24 protein-coding genes are annotated in these 21,154 nt (G+C 68.1%); 7 read left to right on the forward strand and 17 right to left on the reverse strand.

Annotation, left to right across the window (positions count from 1 at the left end; translation table 11 throughout):
- Nucleotides 1-122 precede the first annotated feature (122 nt).
- The 14 genes from acpS to rpoE form a co-directional block, all read right to left on the reverse strand.
- Complete coding sequence (acpS, locus tag F614_RS0108635; RefSeq protein ID WP_019558721.1) at nt 123-503, reverse strand: holo-ACP synthase; 381 nt, start codon at nt 501-503, stop codon at nt 123-125.
- 5 nt (nt 504-508) lie between these two features.
- Nucleotides 509-1,276: a pyridoxine 5'-phosphate synthase gene (gene pdxJ, locus F614_RS0108640; protein ID WP_018867229.1), complete on the reverse strand. Its 768-nt coding sequence runs from the start codon at nt 1,274-1,276 to the stop codon at nt 509-511.
- A gap of 35 nt (nt 1,277-1,311) precedes the next feature.
- Nucleotides 1,312-1,971 carry a DNA repair protein RecO gene (locus tag F614_RS0108645; protein ID WP_019558722.1) on the reverse strand — a complete coding sequence of 220 codons (660 nt, stop codon included), beginning with the start codon at nt 1,969-1,971 and terminating at the stop codon, nt 1,312-1,314.
- Nucleotides 1,972-1,987: 16 nt separating this feature from the next.
- Complete coding sequence (gene era / locus F614_RS0108650) at nt 1,988-2,911, reverse strand: GTPase Era (protein WP_018878318.1); 924 nt, start codon at nt 2,909-2,911, stop codon at nt 1,988-1,990.
- Nucleotides 2,908-3,585: a ribonuclease III gene (rnc, locus tag F614_RS0108655; protein WP_018867226.1), complete on the reverse strand. Its 678-nt coding sequence runs from the start codon at nt 3,583-3,585 to the stop codon at nt 2,908-2,910. Before rnc ends, era begins: the two co-directional genes overlap by 4 nt.
- A gap of 43 nt (nt 3,586-3,628) precedes the next feature.
- On the reverse strand, nt 3,629-3,985 hold the full coding sequence (locus F614_RS0108660) for a DUF4845 domain-containing protein (protein ID WP_019558723.1): 357 nt from the start codon (nt 3,983-3,985) through the stop codon (nt 3,629-3,631).
- Nucleotides 3,986-4,047: 62 nt separating this feature from the next.
- On the reverse strand, nt 4,048-4,818 hold the full coding sequence (lepB, locus tag F614_RS0108665; protein WP_018877078.1) for a signal peptidase I: 771 nt from the start codon (nt 4,816-4,818) through the stop codon (nt 4,048-4,050).
- Nucleotides 4,819-4,885: 67 nt separating this feature from the next.
- The gene (gene lepA / locus F614_RS0108670; RefSeq protein WP_018867223.1) at nt 4,886-6,694 is read right to left on the reverse strand and encodes a translation elongation factor 4; all 1,809 of its coding nucleotides are present in this window, start codon (nt 6,692-6,694) and stop codon (nt 4,886-4,888) included.
- Nucleotides 6,691-6,930: a glutaredoxin family protein gene (locus F614_RS0108675; protein ID WP_017940958.1), complete on the reverse strand. Its 240-nt coding sequence runs from the start codon at nt 6,928-6,930 to the stop codon at nt 6,691-6,693. The genes lepA and F614_RS0108675 overlap by 4 nt, the downstream gene beginning before the upstream one ends.
- Before the next feature lie 87 nt (nt 6,931-7,017).
- Nucleotides 7,018-8,442, reverse strand: coding sequence for a DegQ family serine endoprotease (locus F614_RS0108680; RefSeq protein ID WP_018867222.1), 1,425 nt, complete (start codon nt 8,440-8,442; stop codon nt 7,018-7,020).
- 82 nt (nt 8,443-8,524) lie between these two features.
- Complete coding sequence (locus tag F614_RS0108685) at nt 8,525-9,013, reverse strand: SoxR reducing system RseC family protein (RefSeq protein ID WP_018878315.1); 489 nt, start codon at nt 9,011-9,013, stop codon at nt 8,525-8,527.
- Nucleotides 9,014-9,031: 18 nt separating this feature from the next.
- Nucleotides 9,032-10,006, reverse strand: coding sequence for a MucB/RseB C-terminal domain-containing protein (locus F614_RS0108690; RefSeq protein WP_081619298.1), 975 nt, complete (start codon nt 10,004-10,006; stop codon nt 9,032-9,034).
- A 6-nt stretch (nt 10,007-10,012) separates the two neighbouring features.
- The gene (locus F614_RS0108695; RefSeq protein WP_018881561.1) at nt 10,013-10,576 is read right to left on the reverse strand and encodes a sigma-E factor negative regulatory protein; all 564 of its coding nucleotides are present in this window, start codon (nt 10,574-10,576) and stop codon (nt 10,013-10,015) included.
- A gap of 12 nt (nt 10,577-10,588) precedes the next feature.
- Nucleotides 10,589-11,170, reverse strand: coding sequence for an RNA polymerase sigma factor RpoE (gene rpoE / locus F614_RS0108700; RefSeq protein ID WP_018867218.1), 582 nt, complete (start codon nt 11,168-11,170; stop codon nt 10,589-10,591).
- Nucleotides 11,171-11,314: 144 nt separating this feature from the next.
- On the opposite strand from rpoE, the gene nadB reads away from it, so the two are divergent.
- Nucleotides 11,315-12,955, forward strand: a complete 1,641-nt coding sequence (gene nadB / locus F614_RS0108705; RefSeq protein ID WP_019592816.1) for an L-aspartate oxidase — start codon at nt 11,315-11,317, stop codon at nt 12,953-12,955.
- A 206-nt stretch (nt 12,956-13,161) separates the two neighbouring features.
- Here the strand turns inward: nadB and F614_RS0108710 are convergent, their stop codons facing one another.
- From F614_RS0108710 to F614_RS0108720, 3 genes are all read right to left on the reverse strand, one after another.
- Nucleotides 13,162-13,890, reverse strand: a complete 729-nt coding sequence (locus F614_RS0108710) for a ferredoxin--NADP reductase (protein WP_018878831.1) — start codon at nt 13,888-13,890, stop codon at nt 13,162-13,164.
- Nucleotides 13,887-14,765 (reverse strand): nucleoside triphosphate pyrophosphohydrolase, encoded by an 879-nt coding sequence (gene mazG / locus F614_RS0108715; RefSeq protein ID WP_018878832.1) that lies wholly within the window; start codon nt 14,763-14,765, stop codon nt 13,887-13,889. The genes F614_RS0108710 and mazG overlap by 4 nt, the downstream gene beginning before the upstream one ends.
- A gap of 95 nt (nt 14,766-14,860) precedes the next feature.
- Nucleotides 14,861-15,613 carry an MBL fold metallo-hydrolase gene (locus F614_RS0108720; RefSeq protein WP_019558724.1) on the reverse strand — a complete coding sequence of 251 codons (753 nt, stop codon included), beginning with the start codon at nt 15,611-15,613 and terminating at the stop codon, nt 14,861-14,863.
- Between the two features lie 229 nt (nt 15,614-15,842).
- Between F614_RS0108720 and F614_RS0108725 the strand changes: the two genes are divergently transcribed.
- The 6 genes from F614_RS0108725 to lipA all read left to right on the forward strand — a co-directional run bounded on the left by F614_RS0108725 (nt 15,843) and on the right by lipA (nt 20,595).
- Nucleotides 15,843-16,082: a BolA family protein gene (locus F614_RS0108725; RefSeq protein ID WP_026329837.1), complete on the forward strand. Its 240-nt coding sequence runs from the start codon at nt 15,843-15,845 to the stop codon at nt 16,080-16,082.
- Nucleotides 16,083-16,102: 20 nt separating this feature from the next.
- Nucleotides 16,103-16,507: a hypothetical protein gene (locus F614_RS0108730; protein ID WP_019558726.1), complete on the forward strand. Its 405-nt coding sequence runs from the start codon at nt 16,103-16,105 to the stop codon at nt 16,505-16,507.
- Nucleotides 16,504-17,058, forward strand: coding sequence for a hypothetical protein (locus tag F614_RS0108735; protein ID WP_019558727.1), 555 nt, complete (start codon nt 16,504-16,506; stop codon nt 17,056-17,058). The genes F614_RS0108730 and F614_RS0108735 overlap by 4 nt, the downstream gene beginning before the upstream one ends.
- Nucleotides 17,059-17,144: 86 nt before the next feature.
- Nucleotides 17,145-18,356 carry an HDOD domain-containing protein gene (locus tag F614_RS0108740; RefSeq protein ID WP_019558728.1) on the forward strand — a complete coding sequence of 404 codons (1,212 nt, stop codon included), beginning with the start codon at nt 17,145-17,147 and terminating at the stop codon, nt 18,354-18,356.
- 6 nt (nt 18,357-18,362) lie between these two features.
- Nucleotides 18,363-19,568, forward strand: a complete 1,206-nt coding sequence (locus F614_RS0108745) for an HDOD domain-containing protein (RefSeq protein WP_018877068.1) — start codon at nt 18,363-18,365, stop codon at nt 19,566-19,568.
- A gap of 70 nt (nt 19,569-19,638) precedes the next feature.
- Nucleotides 19,639-20,595 carry a lipoyl synthase gene (gene lipA / locus F614_RS0108750; protein WP_018877067.1) on the forward strand — a complete coding sequence of 319 codons (957 nt, stop codon included), beginning with the start codon at nt 19,639-19,641 and terminating at the stop codon, nt 20,593-20,595.
- Nucleotides 20,596-21,154 lie beyond the last annotated feature (559 nt).

Here is a 21,154-nt window from a genome sequence, read left to right on the forward strand (position 1 = left end):
TGGACTCCGTCGCTCGCTCAGGGCTGGCCTGCCGCGACATCCGCGGACACCGGCAGGCATAAGGAGTCACATTCTAGGGAGCCGCCCCAACCCGGGCAACCTCGCCCGGAGGGAAAGGCGGGTTACTCGCCACCTTCGAGGACCACGAAGGCCTGGGCGTATTCGCGTTCGTCGCTGATGCTGAGATGGATCGCGCGCACACCGAGGCGGTCTGCCGTGGCCCGGGCCCGCCCGGCCAGCACGAATTCGGGGCGCCCGCGAGCGTCATGGGTCACCCCCGCCTCCGACAGCGCCATGTCGGCCCCGACCCCGCAGCCCAGCGCCTTGGCCAGCGCCTCCTTGGCGGCAAAGCGCCGGGCCAGAAACCCGGCCGGTTCATGGGATGGCAGATCGGCCCGCTCCAGCGGATGCAGGATGCGCTCGGCGAGGCGGCGGCCGTGGCGCTCCCACATGCCGCGCATGCGCGCGACCTGCACCAGATCGGTCCCGATCCCGAGGATCATCGCGCTCAGACCGGGTACTGCCCGGCCGGCAGCCCCTGGCGGGCAGCATCCATCAGCCCGCGCATGTGACTGACCGCCTCGGGCAGGCCGGTAAACAGGGCCCGCGCGACGATCGAATGCCCGATATTGAGCTCGTGGAAAACCGGGTTGGCCGCGATCGGGCGCACGTTGTCGTAGTCCAGCCCGTGGCCGGCGTTGATCACCAGCCCCATCTCCCGGCCGGCGGCAGCGGCCTCGTTAATGCCGGCGAGCAAGCGTTCGCGCTCGGCCGCATCACGGGCGTTGGCATAGGCACCGGTGTGCAGCTCCACCACCGGCGCGCCAATGGCCACCGCCGCCTCCAGCTGGCGCGCATCCGGCTCCACGAACAGCGAGACCTCGATCCCCGCGGCGGTCAGGGGCGCGACAAACTCGCGCAGGCGCTCCAGCTGCCCCACGGCATCCAGCCCACCCTCGGTAGTCAGCTCCTCGCGCTTCTCCGGCACGATGCAGCACGCCTCCGGGCGCAGCCTCAGGGCAATCGCCTGCATGCCCTCGGTGGCCGCCATCTCCAGGTTCATCGGGACCTTGAGCCGGGGCTTGATCCCGAAGACATCGTCGTCCTGGATATGGCGGCGGTCCTCGCGCAGGTGCAGGGTGATGGAGTCCGCGCCGCTGGCCTCGGCCAGGCGCACCGCCTGCATCAGGTCCGGATACGGCGTATGCCGCGCCTGGCGAATGGTGGCGATGTGATCGAGATTGACCCCGAGCTTGAGCGGAGCAGGATGCGACATGAGGCGGTGCCCTTGGTTGGATGCGGTCCCGAAGCCTACAGCAGACCCCGGGTGCGCAGGGGCCGACCGGCCAGGTGGATGTCGATCAGCCGGCGCATGAAGTCGCGACTGACGCGGGCATGATTATCCGGCACGTCCTCCCCGGTGGCCAGCGCCCGCAGCGCCGAACCGGGGATCGCCTCGCCCCGTCCGGCGGCCACGGGCTCCAGTCCGGCCTCCGGGTCGTAGCGATACCAGCCATCCGGGTCCAGCTCGGCCGGCTCGACATGCTCCAGCCCGGAGTCCAGCGGGGCAAGCAGGGCCCATTCGGCACGACGCAGGGCGGTATCGGCGCGTTCGCCCGCGGCCAGCCGGGCGTAGGCGGACAGCAGCGCGGGCAGGGCCTCCGGGATCGGGGCCTCGCGCGGGTACAGGCGCAGGATCAGCTCGTTCAGGTACAGCCCGCAGACCAGGGACCGTCCGGTCAGCGGGAAGACCCGCTGCTGCTCAGCGACGCTGAGGGTGGGCAAGTCGCCGCGCCCGCGCCAGGCCAGATCCAGCAGCACGAACGGCTGGACAGACCCGGCCTTGCCGCGCACCACCGCCGACAGGCGGCCGCTCCCGGCGGTCAGCAGATCCAGCACGCGGCTGTTCTCGCGCAGCGGGCGGGCGTGCAGCACGACCCCCTGGGTGACCGCCGACCCCGCGCCACTCATGCCCGTCGCGGGGCCCTCATCGGGGTTCTTCGATGCCGAGTTCGCGCAGGGCTCGCGGGTTGCGGGTCCAGTCGGCCTCCACCCGCACGGTCAGACGCAGCATGACCTTGCGCTCCAGCAGTTCTTCCAGCTGGACGCGGGCCGCCTGGCCGATCCGCTTGAGGCGCTGGCCACCCTTGCCGATCACGATTCCCTTCTGGCTGTCGCGCTCGACCAGGATGACCGCGTCGATGTGTGTCGTGCGCGGCTCGTCCGACCAGTCCTCCACGCGCACCGCCACCGAGTACGGAACCTCCTGCCCCAGGTGCTCGAGCATGGATTCGCGGATCATCTCCTCGGCGCGAAATCGCTGCGGACGATCCGAGAGCTGATCGGGGTCGTACAGGAACGGGCCCTGCGGGAGGTGCGTCCGGATCTCCGCGATCAGGCCCTCCAGATTGGAGCCGGTCTTTGCCGACAGCGGCACCACGCCGGCATAGTCGAAGCTCGCGGCCCGGGCCTGGATGAACGGCAGCAGGTCCTCCTTCGCGCGGAACTGGTCGACCTTGTTGATCACCAGCAGCGCCGGGCGCCCGGAATGCCGGATGGTCTCTTCGATGCGCTCGTCGCCCGGGCCGAACTGGCCGGCCTCGACGATGAAGCAGACCAGGTCGGCATCCGCCAGCGCCTGGCTGGCCGTGCGGTTGAGGACGCGGTTCACGAGCTGGGTGCGCTCGGTGTCGATGCCGGGCGTATCCATCAGCACGATCTGGTCCTGCCCCTCGGTCACGATCCCGAGGATGCGGTTGCGCGTGGTGTGGGGCCGCCGGGTCGTCGCCGCCAGCTTCTCGCCGACCAGACGGTTCATCAGCGTGGTCTTGCCCACGTTGGGCCGGCCGATCAGCGCGATCAGACCACAGCGCGTGGATTCGCCCGCGGGGCGGTCATCGGTTTCGCTCATTGTTCCTGTACCTGTTGCAGGCGCTTCAGGGCGGCCTCGGCCGCGGCCTGCTCGGCGCGGCGCCGCGAGGAGCCCTGGCCGCGCTGCCCCCAGCCCTGGGTGGGAAGGTGCACCGCCACGGTGAACTGGCGCTTGTGATCGGGGCCGGCCACCTCCAGTACCTCGTAGACCGGAAGCTCCGCATTGCGGCCCTGCAGCTGTTCCTGAAGGCGGGTTTTCGGGTCCTTCAGCGACTCGGCCGACGGCAGATCCTGCAGGCGCTCGGCGTAAAGCGCCAGGGTGAACTCGCGCGCGGCCTGCATGCCGGCCTCCCGATAGGTCACCCCGATCAGGGCCTCCACGGCATCCGCGAGGATGGAGTCGCGGCGCTGACCACCACTCTTGCGCTCGCCCTGGCCCAGGTTCAGCGTGCCCTCCAGTCCCGTCTCGCGCGCCAGCGCGGCCAGCGACTCGCGATTGACCAGCGCGGCACGCAGGCGGGTCAGGTCGCCCTCCGGGGCGTCCGGGAGCTGCTCGTACAGGGCGTCGGCGATCACCAGGCCCAGCACGGCATCCCCGAGGAATTCGAGACGCTCGTTGTTGCGCCCGCCGGCACTGCGGTGGGTCAGCGCCTGGCCCACGCCCTCGCCGTCGCGCACAGCCGGCGGCAGCAGGCTGCGAAAGTCACGACTCACGAAAACACCCCTGGAGGCATGCAACAGATCGACGCCGCCGTCCTCAAGGGGCGAGTGTCTCGCTGTTCGAGAAGCGCGCCACCACGTCCACGTTGCCGAGGAATTCGCGGCGCACCTCGTATTCCAGGTTCAGGCGGCGGCCATCCCCGTGCTCGGTCACGCTGAAGTTGTCCTCGCCGATCCCGTCGTATACCGAATTGATCTGGAACCGGCGATTGATCTCGCGCCACAGCTCGCGCTCGCTCTTGTCGGCGGCGCCGGTCTGGGTGGCCACATCCTGCATGATCGAGCGCACGGTCAGGAACTGGGTGTACTGCGTACCCATCTTGATCACGAAGGTGCCGACCAGCAGCGCGAGGAAGATCAGCGCAAGAATCGTCACCGCGCCCGCGCCCTGCATCGAGTGTCTGGAATGTCGCATGAATACCCTGCCCCTGGTTGCCTGCTCCCGCGGAATACGGCCTAGCGAATCGCCTGACCGATCCGGGAAAAGTCCCGATGGCCTTCATTGTAATCCCAATGCAGCCAGATGAAGAGCGCCCGGCCCACCAGGTGTTCCTCGGCGACGAACCCCCAGACCCGGCTGTCGTTGGAGTTGTCGCGGTTGTCACCGACCATGAAGTAGTGACCGTCGGGGACCGTGACCGAACCGTCGAGGCTCGCCTGCTGCTCGCGCATCAGGGTGTTGTAGGTGCGTCCATCCAGGGTCTCCTCGAACATCGACGCGCCCGACATGACCTGCCCGGAGCCCTCGCCCTCGAAGGTTCCAACCCGCTCGGCCGGCTGCGGCTCGCCATTCACGTACAGCACACGATCGCGGAACGCGATGGTATCGCCCGGCAGACCGATGACCCGCTTGATGTAGTCCTCTTGCGGGTTGCGGGGATACTTGAACACCACGACCTCGCCACGCTCCGGCTCGCCGGTATCGAGGATCTTGGTGCGGGTGACCGGCAGGCGGATCCCGTAGGAGAACTTGCTGACCATGATGAAGTCGCCCACCAGCAGGGTGGGCATCATCGACCCGGAGGGGATGCGGAAGGGCTCGGCCACGAACGAGCGCAGGATCAGCACGATCAGCAGCACCGGGAAGAACGAACGCGAGTAGTCCACGAACCAGGGCATCGCCCGCTGGCGCTCCGGGCTGCGACGCCGCCGCAGGATCACCCAGCCCAGCCAGATCAGGCCGGTCACGGCGGTTGCCAGCACCAGGATCAGTTCGAGATTTGCCATGCCGTGTCCTCTGTTCCCGGCCCGCCGGGGAGTGCCCGACGGCCCTTCCGGGCCGCAGGCCTGATTGTCACTTCTTGTCGTCGTCCACCGACAGCACCGCCAGGAAGGCCTCCTGCGGCACATCCACCTTGCCGATCGACTTCATGCGCTTCTTGCCGGCCTTCTGTTTCTCCAGGAGCTTGCGCTTGCGGGTTACGTCGCCGCCGTAGCACTTGGCCAGCACGTTCTTGCGCATCGCCTTGACCGTGGCGCGCGCGATAATCTTGGAACCGATCGCCGCCTGGATCGCCACCTCGTACATCTGACGCGGGATGATCTTGGCCATGCGCTCGATGATCTCGCGCCCGCGCGACTCGGCATGGTCGCGATGCACGATGGCCGACAGCGAGTCCACGCGGTCGCCATTGATCAGGATGTCCACGCGCACCAGCGGCGCTGCCTGGAAGCGCAGCGGCTGGTAGTCGAACGAGGCATAGCCGCGGGTCGCGGACTTCAGCCGATCGAAGAAGTCGAGCATCACCTCGGACATCGGCAGCTCGTAGGACAGCTGCACCTGGCGCCCGAGGTACTGCATCTTCGTCTGCACACCGCGCTTCTCGACACACAGAGTGATCACCGCCCCTACATACTCCTGCGGGACCAGGATATTCGCCTCGATGATCGGCTCGCGGATCTCGGCCACCTCGTTGTTCGCCGGCAGCTCGGAGGGGTTGTGCACCGAGACCACCTCGCCGTCGTTGCGCTCCACCTCGTAGACCACGGTGGGCGCGGTGGTGATCAGGTCCAGGTCGTATTCCCGCTCCAGGCGCTCCTGCACGATCTCCATGTGCAGCATGCCGAGGAAGCCGCAGCGAAAGCCGAACCCGAGCGCCTGCGAGGTCTCCGGCTCGAACGACAGCGCCGCATCGTTCAGGCGCAGCTTGTCCAGCGCCTCGCGCAGGTCGTTGAAGTCGTCCGCACTGACCGGGAACAGCCCGGCGAATACCCGCGGCTGGATCTCCTGGAAGCCCGGTACCGGCTCGTCCGCCGGGTTGTTGAAATCGGTGAAGGTGTCGCCCACCTTGGCCCCGGAGATGTCCTTGATGGTCGCGATCAGATAGCCGACCTCGCCAACCTCCAGCGTCTTGCGGTCCACCGGCTTGGGCGTGAATACGCCGACCCGGCTGACCTCGTGCGCCCGCCCCACCGACATCGCCTTGATCTTCTGGCCCGCGTAGAAGCGTCCGGCCTTGACCCGCACCAGCGCCACCACGCCCAGGTAGTTGTCGTACCAGGAGTCGATCACCAGCGCCTTGGGCGCGGCCTCGGCATCGCCCTCCGGTGGCGGGATCCGGCGCACGATCTCCTCCAGCAGCTCGGCGATGCCCTCGCCAGTCTTGGCGGAGACGCGCAGGGCATCCGTGGCCTCGATACCGATCACGTCCTCGATCTCCGCGGCCACCCGGTCTGGCTCGGCGGCGGGCAGGTCGATCTTGTTCAGCACCGGGACGACCTCGAGCCCCTGATCGATCGCGGTGTAGCAGTTGGCGACACTCTGCGCCTCGACGCCCTGCGAGGCATCCACCACCAGCAACGCACCCTCGCAGGCATACAGCGAGCGCGAGACCTCGTAGGAGAAGTCCACATGCCCCGGGGTGTCGATGAGATTCAGCTGATAGCGCTCACCGTCCTGGGCGTCGTAGTACAGCGAGACGCTCTGCGCCTTGATGGTGATCCCGCGCTCGCGCTCCAGATCCATCGAGTCCAGCACCTGCTCGGACATCTCGCGTTCGGTCAGGCCATGACAGCCCTGGATCAGGCGGTCCGCCAGCGTGGACTTGCCGTGGTCGATATGCGCGATGATGGAGAAATTGCGGGTAAGGCGGGTTTCGGTCATGCAGGGGCCAGTTGGTCCAGCAGTGCCTTTCGGTCGAGGAAATGGCAGCAGAGAATGTCGCCGTCGACCGCAAGCACCGGGACCTTGACGTTGAAACGCGCCTGCAGCTCCGGGTCCTCGTCGATGTCGACGACCGTAAGCGCGAAAGTATAACGGCTTTTGAGGGCCATGATCTCGGCCAGCATGTCATGGCAGAGACCGCAGCTCTCGCGGTGATAAAGCGTCAGTTCGGTCATCCGCAAACGATCGGGAGGGCTGCCGACCGGGCCGACAACCCTCCCTTGCTCCATGGCGGCCCCGGGGCGTGCGCCCCGAAGGCGGTCTCAGTCCCGCGGGATGCGCAGGGCGATGTAGGTCGGGTTGTCGCCGCGATACACCAGGACCGGCACCGTCCGCCGGTCGCCGACCTCGGCGATCTGTTGCTCCAGCGTCTCCGCCGAGTCGATGGCATGGCCGCCGAACTGCACGATCACATCGCCGGGGCGCAGGCCGGCGGAACGCGCCGGGTTGTCGACGACCTCCCGCACGACCACGCCGGCGTCCACGTCCAGCTCCGCGGCGCGTTCGGCCTCCAGCGGCTCCAGGACCATCCCCAGCAGGCTCTGCGGCTCGGTCCGCTCCGGCGTCTGCCGCTGTGGCCCGCCACGCTGGGCCGAGATGTCGTCCGGCAGGCGCTCGATCTCGACCGTGATGGTGCGGGTCTCGTCGCCGCGGCGCACTTCCACCTCGGCCTCGGTGCCCACCGGCGTGCGCCCGACGATCGGCGGCAGAGCGGAGGAGTTGGGCACCTCGATGCCGTTGAACGACAGGATCACGTCACCGGTCTCGAAGCCGGCCTTCTGCGCCGGGCTGTCGGCCTGCACTCGCGCGACCAGGGCGCCAGTGGGCTTGTCCATGCCGAAGGAGTCGGCCAGCTCGCGCGTGACCTCCTGGATCAGCACGCCCAGCCAGCCGCGCGTCACCTCGCCGTGTTCCCGCAGCTGCTGCACCACGTCCTCCACCATCTCGATGGGCACGGCGAAGGACAGGCCCATGAAGCCGCCCGTGCGGCTGTAGATCTGGGCATTGATGCCAATGACCTCGCCATCCAGATTCAGAAGCGGCCCGCCCGAGTTGCCCGGATTGATCGCCACGTCGGTCTGGATGAACGGGACGTAGTTCTCGGTCGGCAGGTTGCGCCCCTTGGCGCTGACGATGCCGGCGGTGACGGAGTGATCGAAGCCGAACGGCGAACCGATCGCCAGCACCCATTCGCCGACCTTCAGGTCGGACGAAGAACCCAGCTTCAGGGTCGGCAGGTCCTCGGCGTCGATCTTCAGCAGGGCCACGTCACTCTGCGGGTCCTTGCCGACGATCTCGGCGTCGAACACGCGCCGGTCGGACAGATGGACGACGACCTCCGAGGCTCCGTCCACCACATGGTTCGCGGTGATGATGTAGCCATCCTCGGTGTAGATGAAGCCGGAACCCAGCGAGTTGCGTTCGAAGCTCTCCGGGGCGCGCTCGCCCGAGCCGCCCGGACCGCCAAAGAAACGCTCGAACAGGTCCTCGAAGGGCGTGCCCTCGAAGTCCGGCATCTGGCCGCGATGCGGATTCTCGCGCTCGCGGGTGGTGGCGATGTTCACCACCGCCGGGCTGTGTTCCTCCGCCAGCGGCACGAAGTCCGGCAGCATGCGCGCCGAGGCCGGCAGCGACAGGGCGAGAAAGGTCAGGGCCACCAGTGCCCATTGCATCGGTTTCATCATCATCTGATCCGCATTGGGAAGTCGAAGGTTCAACGCTCTAGAAAGCCGCACCCACCCGCAAGTTCCCGCGGGCGCACACAGACCCTCAGGGTCGCGGCGTGAGCACGGAGCCGGCGGAGCCATGCACCCCCGAGGCCGGATGACGCTCCAGCAGCACCGGCGCCAGATCCGGCGCCCGACGGCGCAGCCAGACGCGTACCGCATACAGGCCCGCGGCAAAGCCCAGGGCGCCGGCGAGCAGGTGTATTCCCTCGCCCAGCCCGGGCGCGACCAGCATCATCAGGCCGGGCGCCGCCACCAGCCCGGCCAGTGGCAGCAGGTACATTGCAAGGGCCCCTGAGACCAGGGCCTGGTCACGGATCCCCAGGGTCACGGTATCCCCGGGCTGCAGCGTTCCAGGATGCCCGACGGTCACCTCCACCGCCTTGCGGCCGAGAACCTCGGAGAGCACCCCGCTGCCGCAGCCCGAACGGGCCGAACAACTGCCGCAGGTCGACTGGCGCTCGATGCGCACGCGCGCCGCATAGCCCTCCACCGACAGCACAATGCCCTGTTCGCGGATCCATTCACTCATGCTGCGCCCCGCGAGGAATCATTCACCGGAGTGGTACACGATCGCATCCAGCACACCCTGAACCGTGGCCCGCGGGACGTCGCCCACCGCGGTTACCTGGTGCCCGGCAATCGAGCGGGCCGCGCCGTGCGTGGCGCCCGCGCGGGTCGTGCCCTCGAACATTCGCTCGCCACTGGTCTTTTCGATATACACCGAAACCGAGGCAAGGCCGTCGCTCAGCACGAAGTGGCGCAGACGGGCCTCGCCATCCCCGACCGGACGTTCGGTCGCGGCGATCGCGGTAAAACCGTCCGGCAGCGCATCGAAGTGCCAGCCGTCCATGCCCGTCTGTTCGTCCCATTCGGGCTTTTTGTGGCCACGATCGGCCCGCACTTCGACCCGCTCCGCGTCTTCCTGCGTGGGCTCGAGAGCACCCTCGGCGACCTCCTCCAGACGCTCGAGACTGGTGAACGCGAGACGTTCCAGCAGATGGCCATGCCCGTCGTACAGCTCGCTCAGCAGCGGGAGCGCGGTTTCCGTATGCAGGCAGTAGCGATGACTGTAGCGCAAGGTATCGCGCGCCCGCGCCAGGATCATGCGGCAGTCGAGACCGGCCACGCGGTCCGCGCCCATGTCCTTCAGTTCATAGTGATCGTGGCGCTCAAGCAGGAACACCGGCGCACCGGCCGGTCCGTGCGGGGGCTCACCCGCCGCCGCCCGGGCACCCTTCAGGGCACTCAGCCGGTCGACCGAACGCAGGATCTCGCGCGGGGCGCCGGTCAGGGTCTCCAGACGTTCACGGTAGCCACCGTTCTCGGCGGCGTGTACCACACGGATGGCGTCCAGCCGATCGTCGCGCTGGAGCACGAAGGTCCCCTGGTAACTCTCCGAGTGCAGGCTGCCGGTCATACGCTGCAACCAGTCGGCGGGGGACGCCTCCCCCGCCAGGACCGGCAAAGGCAGACAACAAAGCGCGGTAGCGGCAACCAGGGCGTACGCGAGGCTGCGGCGCATCACGCGTTACTCGTCACTCACCGAAAAGCGAACACGACCCAGGGCGGTGGACCCCGGCCCCATCAGTTCCGCATGGTTTTCGAGGTATCGGGCAAAGCGCGGATCCAGGCCTTCCGGCTCGGTGGCCGGCGCCTCGGAACCCGTGGTGCTGACCCGCTGGATACCGTCGGCCAGCTGCGCCGGCGTGCCCTCGCTGGCGACCGGCGTCGCCTCCGGCGCACCGGAGTCGGGGCCGATCATCTGCATCCCGACCAGGGTGACCATCGCGACCGCGGCGGCGACGCCAGTACCGGCCACCGGCTTCAGCCAGCGCGGCTGATCCGGCTTGCGCGCGACCGACAGCGGGGCCTCTTCGGCCAGGGCCGCCTGGACGCCGTCCATGAAGCTCGCGGGTGCGGTGCGACGCATCCCCCCGCGCAGACTGTCGCCGATCAGGTGATAGCGTTCCCAGCGGGCCCGATCCTCCTCGGACCGCACCAGTTCGTCCATCAGGCGACGCGTCTCGAAGTCATCCGTTTCTCCGTCCACCAGAGCCGACAGACGTTCGTTCTTGGAGACTTGTTCTTTCATGGCGCTACTCGTTCAGTTGTTGTCTAGCAACGGACGCAAGGTCCGGTCGATGGCCTCGCGGGCCCGGAAGATGCGCGAGCGGACCGTGCCGATCGGGCATCCCATCGTCTGCGCGATCTCCTCGTAACTCAGTCCCTCGATCTCGCGCAGCGTGATGGCCATCCGAAGGTCGTCGGGCAATTCCTCGATGGTGCTACGCACCGCCCCTTCAATCTCTTCGGACAACAGCTCCCCCTCCGGGGTTGCACTGTCCTTCAGGGCGGAGTCACCGCCCATCTGTTCCGCGTCCTGCGCATCGACCTCGGCCTCGGGCCGACGCCGTCCCTGGGAGACAAGGTGGTTCTTGGCCGTGTTGATGGCGATGCGGTAGAGCCACGTATAGAACGCACTCTCGCCGCGAAAGTTCGCCAGCCCCTTGTAGGCCTTGATAAAGGCCTCCTGGGACACATCCAGGGCCGCCGCATGGTCATGGACATAGCGCCCGACCAGGTTGACGATCTTGTGCTGATACTTCAGCACCAGGATGTCGAAAGCCGCCTTGTCGCCGTTCTGAACTCGCTTGACCAGGGCCTCGTCGGAAGCCTTCTCGCTCATGCGGGGACTCCCGCCAGCACACCGGTCTCCGGTAATCTATGGTGCATGGACCGCCTGACTCGCATTAAGTTCGCTTTGCGCACAACACTGTTGCGCAAGGGCCACATTTTGCTCTGGCAACAAGCGCAGCACGTTACCTGACCCATGGGGACAGTACAACAACCGCGCCTGGCGGACGTCCTCGTGATCGGAAGCGGCGCGGCGGGGCTCTCCGCGGCCCTGCACCTGGCCCCGCATCGACGCGTCACCGTGATCAGCAAGGGTCCGGTCGACGAGGGTTCCACCCGCTATGCCCAGGGCGGCATCTCCGCAGTACTCGACCGCACCGACTCCTTTGACGCCCATATCCAGGACACCCTTGACGCCGGTGCCGGCCTGTGCGACCCGGACGCCGTGCGCCGCACCGTGGCGGCGGGCCCCGAGGCCATCCACTGGCTGCTCAACCTGGGCGTGCCGTTCACCCGGGAACCCCTGGAAGGCCGCAGCCGCCTGCACCTCACCCGCGAGGGCGGGCACAGCGCGCGCCGCGTGGCGCATGCCGCCGATGCCACCGGCCGCGCGATCGAGGAGGCACTGGTGCGCAACGCCTCGGGCCAGGGCAGCATCGAGGTCTTCGAACGCCATGTGGCGGTGGACCTGATCACCCAGCCGGTGGATGGCAGCCGCCGAGTGATCGGCGCCTATGTGCAGGACGCGAAGACCCGCGAGGTGGAGACCCTGCTGGCGCCGACCGTGATCCTGGCCACCGGCGGGGCCAGCAAGGTCTATCTGTACAGCTCCAACCCGGACGGCGCGACCGGCGACGGCATCGCCATGGCCTGGCGCGCCGGCTGTCGCATCGCGAACATGGAGTTCATGCAGTTCCACCCGACCTGCCTGTTCCACCCGAAGGCGAAGTCGTTCCTGATCTCCGAGGCGGTGCGCGGCGAGGGCGGGGTGCTGCTCCTGCCCGACGGCGAGCGCTTCATGCCGCGCTTCGACGAGCGCGCGGAACTGGCCCCGCGGGATATCGTCGCCCGCGCGGTCGATCACGAGATGAAACGCCTCGGCATCGACCACGTGAACCTCGACATCAGCCACAAGCCGGCCGAGTTCATTCGCGAGCATTTCCCCACGATCTACGAGCGCTGCCTGGAATTCGGCTTCGACATGACCCGGGAATCGCTGCCGGTTGTCCCGGCTGCCCACTACACCTGTGGCGGCGTGATGGTGAACCACTTCGGTCAGACCGACCTGCCCGGGCTGTACGCCGCCGGCGAGGTGTCCTACACGGGGCTGCACGGGGCCAACCGCATGGCCAGCAACTCGCTGCTGGAGTGCCTGGTCTACGCCCGTGCCGCGGCCGATCACATCCTGTCGCAGACCGATCTGCCCGCCCCCGAGCAGCTCCCGGTCCCACCGGCCTGGGACGAGTCCCGGGTCACCGAGTCACAGGAAGAGGTGGTGGTGGCCCACGACTGGGACGAACTGCGCCGCCTGATGTGGGACTACGTGGGCATCGTGCGCGCCCGCGAACGGCTGCACCGCGCCGAGCGGCGCATCCGCATCCTGCAGGAGGAGATCCACGAGTACTACAGCCACTTCCGCATCTCCCCGGACCTGCTGGAGCTGCGCAACCTGGCCATGGTCGCCGAGATCATCGTGAAGAGCGCGCTGTCGCGCCAGGAGAGCCGCGGCCTGCACTATATCCGCGACTACCCCGACACCGATCCGGCACTGGACGGACAGCCCACGATCCTCGCCCCCGACAACGCCCTGCGCCCGCGCGACACCCGCCGCCCGTAAGCCACCCCGTCATTGCGAGTCGCCACAGGCGACGTGGCAATCGATGTGCTCAGCCACCTGATCCCGGCGCACTGCCAGCGTTGGGAGATTACTCGCTCCGCTCGCCCTTCGGGCCGGCCTGCGGCCGTTCAACGCAGCTTCGCTGCTTTTGTGCTTCGTCGCCTGCGGCGACTCGCAATGACCAATTCAGACCGCCGCCTGGCGCACTACCACCACTTCTCGTATTTCAGCTGGGCCTCGGGGATGCCCCATTCCGCCAGCAGGGTGGCCATGTCCTCGATGAACTCGCGCGACCCGCAGAAATAGAACAGCGCATCGCGCGGCAGGTCCAGCGACTCCAGCAACGCATGACTGATGCGGCCGGTATGCCCCAGCCAGTCCTCCGCCTCGCGCGTTACCGTCAGGCTGACGTCGATGTTCGGTGCCGCGGCCATCGCCTCCAGCTCCTGCGGGAACAGCACCTCGTCCTGGTGGGCCACGCTGTAGACCAGGTGGGCATAGACGTCCGGCATCCCGGCATGGATCGCGCGCAGGATGCCGAACAGCGGCGTGACCCCGATGCCCGCCCCCAGCAGCACCACGTTCTGCGCCATGCCGGGCTCGAAGAAGAAGCTGCCCTGCCCCGGCGTGATGTACACCGTGTCGCCCTCGCCGACCTCCGTGTGCAGGTAATGGGTCGCCGCATGATGATCCGCGTACTTGATGGCCAGCTGCAGTCGCCCGTCCGCGCGCGGCGCGGAGACCACCGAGTACCCCCCGACGAAGGGCTTGCCCTCCGCCTGCGGGATCACCAGGTCCAGCCACTGGCCGGCCTTGCTGGAAAACCGCTGCGGGTCCGCCGCCAGGGTGAATACCTTGATCAGCGGGGTAACCTGCTCGATGGTCTCGATCCGGGCGGGCAGAAAGTGGTCGGGCAGCTCAACGGCTTCGGTCATGTCGGGTCCTTGGTATCGAATGTGTCCCGGGTCGCGCATTCAAGACGCCGCGCCTCCTGGTAAAGGGTCTCCTGGCGGTCGAAATCGAGCCCGGCCAGGGTCTCGCCGCTGGCCGCGGCCAGCGCCTCCATCTGGCGGAAACGGGCCTCGAACTTGCGCGTGCTGCCGCGCAGCGCGCCCTCCGGGTCCACCCCCAGATGCCGCGCCCAGTTGCTGACCGCGAACAACACGTCGCCGACCTCCTCGGCGATGCGCGCCGGCGGCTCGCCCTGGTCCACCGCCGCCTGCACCTCGGCCAGCTCCTCGTGAATCTTGGCGACCACCGGGGCCGGGTCGTCCCAGTCGAAACCCAGGCGCGCGGCGCGGCGCTGACTCTTCACCGCGCGCGACAGGGCCGGCAACGCCAGCGGGATATCGTCCATCGCGCTGGTCTGGGCGCGCGCCGCACGCTCGCGCGCCTTGTCCGCCTCCCAGGCGGCCTCGCGCTCGGCATCCGAGCCGTGCTCGACATCGGCGAACACGTGCGGATGCCGGCGCACCAGCTTGTCGCCAATCGCGCGGGCGACATCATCCAGATCGAAGCGACCGGCCTCCTCGGCGATACGCGCCTGGAAGACCACCTGGAACAGCAGATCCCCCAGCTCGTCACGCAGCTCGCAGGCATCCGCATCCGCGCCCTGGTCGCGGGCGATCACGTCGGCCAGCTCGTAGGCCTCTTCCAGGGTGAACGGGACGATACTGCCCGCGGTCTGCGCCCGGTCCCAGGCACAACCGGCCTCGGGATCGCGCAACCGCGCCATGATCGCGCGCAGACGTTCCAGCGGGTGCGGCGACGCGAGCGAGCCCGGCGCGTCAGCGGGAGTGTGGTCGGTCATCGCGGGAGTGTACGGGGTCCGGTGAGCGGGAAAAACCGCCCACCGGATGAACGTTCGGGTCCGGCGACTCCGGGCAGAGCCCCGGTCGTTGTCGGTCAGCCCTGCTGATCGGTCTCGCAGAGGCGCTTCTTCTCGTCCGGCAGGTTGTCCGGACAGATCCCGCAGCCCTCGTTGCCGGGCAGGGCCCAGTCGATCTTCTTCGGATACGGCAGGTCCATCTCGTCCATGATCTTGACGAACTCGGCCTCCGGCTTGCCCTTGCCCAGGCGCGGGTTGCGCATCTTCTCCTGGCCGATGGTGGTGATCTGGCGCTCCTCGTAATCGTGCGCGGGGTACACCAGGGTCTCGTCCGGCAGGGTGAAGAACTTGTCCTGGATCGAGTGGTACAGCGTCTTGGCATCCCCCGACTGGAAGTCGGTGCGGCCGCAGGCCTCGATCAGCAGGGCATCACCGGAAAACAGCATCTTCAGGCCCACGTGGTCCATCAGATAGGCGTGGTGCGCATCCGTGTGGCCCGGGGTATACAGCGGGTTGATCACCAGGTTGCCCACCTGGAAGGGCTCGCCCTCGCGCAGGCCGAAATCGCGGCAGGGCAGTTCGTCCATCGCCGGACCGCCCAGCTTGCAGCCGGTCTTCTCGCGCAGCATCCGCGCACCGGTGATGTGATCAGCATGGATATGGGTCTCGATCACGTAGTCGAGACTCAGGCCCATCTCCTGCAACACGCGCAGATCGCGGTCGACGGTCTCGATGACCGGGTCGATCAGGGCCGTCTTCCCGGTATCCGGGCAGCTCAGCAGATAGGTATAGGTGGACGACTCGTCCTCGAACAGTTGCTTGAACAGCATTGCGATCGCCTCCATGGCCCGGAGGGCCGAGAATGTATGGACCTGATGCTAGCGAGACGGTTCGGGACAGGCCAAACCACCCGGACTTTCCATGCAGGTGTTCCCCTGCGATCTCTCGGGAACGGAACGAGTTCCGCGCGTGGGGGCACTTCTGTCGAGCCAGGCGGCCGGCTATCATCCGCGGCTGACCATTCGCACCCATCATTCGAACGCAATCGGGGGACTCATCATGGAAGCCAGCCAAGTGGCCGAACTCATCCGCGCCGGCCTGCCGGAGGCCCAGAAGGTCGAGGTCACCGGGGGCGAGGGCAAATTCGAGGCCCTGGTCATCAGCCCGCAGTTTGCCGGCATGAACGCGGTCAAGAAACACCAGACCGTCTACGCCACCGTGCGCGAACAGATCGACTCCGGCGAAGTGCACGCGCTGTCCATCCGCGCCTTCACGCCGGAGGACGCACCGGACGCCTGAGGCGTCCACCGCATCTGCCCATGCTGTCACCCAAGGGCCGCGAGGAGATCGAGCGCCTGCTGGAAGGAGGACTGGTCCAGGACTGGGGCGAGGCGGAGACCACGCTGCGCAACGTCACGCGCATGCTGCTGACCACCCGCCCCGACCTGCTGCGCCTGTACTTCACCCCCGAGGCCTGGGAGCAGATCACCGCCTGGCCACAGAAGAAGGCCGCCAACGCGATCATCGCGGCCCTGCGCGCCGGGGTGGTCGACACCCTGGGGCGCCCGGCCATCGTCAACCGCGAACAGGCCCGGTTCTACCTGCTGTGCTTTCAGGATGACCTCGCCGAGCGCGTCGACGCCTGGTGCCGCGAGCATCCCGAGGAGTGCCCCCGGCGCAGCCGCAAGCACAGCAGCGCCCTGCCCGGGCGCCCGGACGCATGAGCCCCTCCGCGATCCAGACCTGCGGCGACCCCGGCCTGCGGGAGGCCCTCGCGGACCTGCTGGCGCGCTACGGCCTGCGTCTGGTGACACACCCGGCCCGGGCCCCGCTGCCCGGCACCTGGTGGGGCGAACCCGAGGCCGGGATTATCGGCCTGGAGGTCCACGTGCGCCCCGACACCCCGATCCACTCGGCCCTGCACGAGGCCGGACACGTGATCTGCATGGACGCCGCCCGGCGCGCGACCCTGCACACCAATGCCGGCGGCGACGACCTCGAGGAATGCGGTGTCTGCTACCTGCAGATCCTGCTGGCCGACGCGCTGCCCGGGGTCGGCCGCGAGCGGCTGATGCGAGACATGGACACCTGGGGCTACAGCTTCCGCCTGGGCACCACCGCCGCGTGGTTCCGCGAGGATGCCGCCGACGCGCGCCGCTTCCTGCAATCCCACGACCTGATCGACCCCGACGACCGGCCGCGCTTCGCCTGCCGCGGGGCCGCGGCGGCGGTTCCTGTGGCGGGATCGGATGCTACACTGGCGTCCATTGACTAGATCGCGCACGCGCGTCCGCCCCGCTGCCCTTCCTGCGGCGGCGCGACGCGGGAATGGATTGCACAGCACGGACCGGGAACCGCCCCATGGATAGCACCAGCATCGACACCCTGCTTCAGGACCTGGACCTCACCTCCGGCCTGTCGGACCAGGCCCGCAGCGAACTCGCCTCGGCCTGCCTGGCACGGGAGCTGGACGCCGGTCGGCGCCTGCGCCCGCAGGAGGTCGAGGACCGCTACCTGTTCCTGGTAAGCGGCCAGCTGGTCCGCGTCAGCGGCGGCAGCCCGGCGCGCATCACCCTGGATGCGGCCGCCCCCGACAGCCCGCTGCAGATGTTCGACCAGAACATCGGCCAGCAGGACTTCCTGATCACCGAGAAGACCTGCCAGATGCTGGAGATTCCGACCGCGGCCCTCGAAAAGGCCCACAGCGCCTCGCTGGTCGTGCATGACACCGACCTGGACGATACCGAAGGCGCCTTCTTCGGCGAACTCTACGACCTGATCACCAGCAACCGGCTGGAGCTGCCGACCATGCCGGAGATCGCGCTGCGCATTCAGGAGCTGACCAACGACCCGGACGCCGACCTCGACAAGCTGACCGAGGTCATCCAGCGTGACGGCACCATCGCCGGGGCGTTGCTGCACGCGACCAACAGCCCGTTGTTCCGCGCCGCCAAGCAGATCCAGTCCGTGCGTGACGCGGTCAACCGCCTCGGCTTTCGCAACACCCGCATGCTGGCGATGAACATGGCGCTGCGCCAGGCCTTCAAGGCCAAGCACGCCTCCACTCGCGACGCCATGGAGGCCAGCTGGAAGCATGGCGCCCTGCAATCCGCCTACAGCTACCTGATCGCGGACTCGCTCAAGCTGCTGGACCGCGAACGCGCCCTGCTGGCCGGGCTGGTCGCCGGGATCGGCGCGGTCCCGATCATCCAGTTCGTGGAACTGCGCGAGGACCACCCCGACACCGAGCGCGTGCAGTCGCTGGTCCGGCGCCTGCGCAACCTCGCCGGTGTCCTGGTGATCAACTACTGGGACCTCGGGGGCGACCTGGTCACGGTCGCGGAGCATGCCGGGGACTGGGGCTATCGCGCCGGCGAACCGGATTACGCCAGCATCGCGCTGGTCGCGGAATGGGCCGCCCGACGCGCCGAGGGCGAAACCGTGCCCGATGCGGCCGAGGTCGCCGCCTTCGGCGTGCTCGGGATCGAGCCGCCGGCGCCGGGGGAACCGATCGCGTTCCTCGAGGAACGCGCCGAGGACCTGGCCGAACTCCGCGCGATGTTCAACGTCTGAACCCCCGTGATCGAAAAACGCCTTCCACAGCTGCGCCCGTTCGCCGAACTGAGCGAGCGCGCCCGCGACAAGCTGTTGCAGCATGCCCGCACCATGACGGTGGATCCGGGGTTCAAGCTGCATGCGCGCGACGAATTCCGCAGCATGATCTTCCTGCTGGAGGGGCGGATGATCCTGGCCAGCGGGCGCAACTCGGTCATGCTCAACGGGGACTCCAGCGAGGCCCTCAACCCGCTGTTCGAACCCCACGACTATCACAGCCATGCGATCGCCGCGACCCGCGCCACCCTGGCGATGCTGGACCGCAAGGTCTACGAGACCCTGGTCGACGGCGGCGGGCAGGACAGCGTCGAAGTCAGCGAGATCGAGCTGTCCGACCTCGAGGGCGAGCTGTTCGGCAGCATCTACACGCATGCCTACTCGGGCGAGCTGGCCCTGCCCCAGCTCCCCGAGGTGGCGCTGCACCTGCAGCAGGCCCTGAAAGATCCGGACGTCTCCATTGCCGAGGCCACCCGCATCATCGAGGAAGATCCGAGCGTCGCGGGGCGCCTGTTGAGCGTGGCCAACAGCCCGGCCATGGGCAGCCGCCGCGAGGTGTCACGCCTGCAGGATGCCGTGGCCCGACTGGGGCTCGAACGCACCCGCCAGCTGGTGATGGCCCTGGCCATGCACCAGGTCTTCATCCATCGCGACAGCCCCTACCACGACCTCCTCGAACGTCTGTGGCGCCGCTCCGCGCGCATCGCGGCCATCAGCTGCGTGCTCGCCGACCAGTGCGAGGCAGTCGATCCGCAGACCGCCCTGCTGGCTGGACTGCTGCACCGGGTGGGCGCCCTGCCGGTGATCGCCGAGGTCGCCCGCACCCACCCGGAGCGCACGCCGGAAGAGGTCGAACGGGTGTTGTTTCGTCTCGAAGGCCTGATCGGCGAACTGGTTGCCCAGCAATGGGATCTGTCATCCGATATCATTGACGCCATTCGCGATTCCGGCGGCCCGGAGAACCCCGAGGCCCCTGTCCTGACGGACATCGTGCGTATCGCACGCGCCGCGTGCCCGCGAGATGCCGAGGACGACCCGCTTGCCGACCGCATCCCGCTCGCCGATCTGCGGGCCGTGGAACGGCTCGGCTTCATCCTCGACGAGGATGGCAGCCTGCCCGCGATCGAGACCGCGCGGCAGGAGGTCGAGGAACTGATTCGTCAGGTTGCCTGACCCGGTACCGCCCAGTCGCCCCACGTCGGCCGCCCACACACCGGCCGCCCGAGAGATTCAGGGAAGGTCCATGGACACACGCACCCGCCCCCAGCCCGGAGAGAAACAGCGCGCCGCCGACAAAGTCGCGCGCATCCCGGTCAAGATCAATCCCACCGAGCGCCCGCAGCGCAAGCCCAAGTGGATTCGCGCCCAGAGTCAGGCCCGTCCCGAGGTGCAGCGCATCAAGGGCATCCTGCGCGAACAGAAGTTGCACACCGTCTGCGAAGAGGCCAGTTGCCCCAACCTGGGCGAATGCTTCGCCCACGGCACCGCCACCTTCATGATCATGGGCGACATCTGCACCCGTCGCTGCCCGTTCTGCGATGTGGCCCACGGCCGCCCGGAGGCACTGGATGCCGACGAGCCGCGCCATCTGGCCGAGACCATCCAGGCGCTGGGCCTCAACTACGTGGTCATCACCTCGGTGGACCGCGACGACCTGCGCGACGGCGGGGCCGGGCACTTCGTGGACTGCATCCGCGAGGTGCGCAGCCTGAACCCGAACACCCGGATCGAGATCCTGGTGCCGGACTTCCGCGGGCGCATGGACCGCGCGCTGGAGATCATGCACCAGGCCCCTCCGGACGTCTTCAACCACAACCTGGAGACCGTTCCGCGCCTGTATCGCGAGGCGCGCCCCGGCGCCGACTATGCCTGGTCGCTGGACCTGCTCCGGCAGTTCCGCGAGCAGCACCCCGGCGTGCCGACCAAGTCCGGCCTGATGCTGGGGCTGGGCGAGACCCGCGAGGAGTTGCTGGAGGTCCTGCAGGACCTGCGCGAGCATGGCTGCGACATGCTGACCCTGGGCCAGTACCTGCAGCCGTCGCGCCACCATCTGCCGGTGACGCGCTTCCTGTCGCCGGAGGAGTTCGACGAGCTGGGCGAACGTGCCCGCGAGATGGGCTTCAAGCAGGTGGCCAGCGGCCCGATGGTCCGCTCGTCCTACCACGCCGACCTCCAGGCCCAGGGCCTCGAAACCGCCTGACCCGCCCTGCCGTTTCCAGCCTCTGGGCCATCATCCCGTGCCCCGAGGCTGGCGCTGGCGCTTCGAGCCCCGGTGATTGCGATGGCTTCGTCCGGCCGCCTGCCATGATGTGGCTGGGCCTGGTTCGTCCTCCGGTGTTTACGTGCCTTCGGTCCACGTACTGCCGAGCGCTGACTCGCCAGCGCGCCGCGAGGTCCTTTCTTGCTTGCCCAAGAAAGGACCCAAAGAAGGGCACCCGGATTTCGCCCGGGAACCTTGCTCCAGGGCCCTCGGGCCGGCGGCGCTGAACTCGCTACGCTGCGCTTCGCTCAGACATCCAGCGCCTTCTTCCGGCCCGAGGACCCTTCCGCAAGGGGCTCCATACGGGAGGGGAAGGTCAAAACAGAAGGCATCCCAACGCCACGACACGACAACGGCCCTGCCGCCTGAACCCCCCGGCGCCCGCACCGCGGGCGCGGCACGCTATGGCCGAAGGCCGAGCGTGCCCAAGATGTGCGAAGACCTAGCCTTCATCCACTGGCAAGACCGTCGGGACAGCCGTTGTCTTGACCTTGAGCCC

Origin of the sequence: Thioalkalivibrio sp. ALE12 (assembly GCF_000381105.1) — a bacterium.
In the GTDB taxonomy this organism is placed as follows: Bacteria; Pseudomonadota; Gammaproteobacteria; order Ectothiorhodospirales; family Ectothiorhodospiraceae; genus Thioalkalivibrio.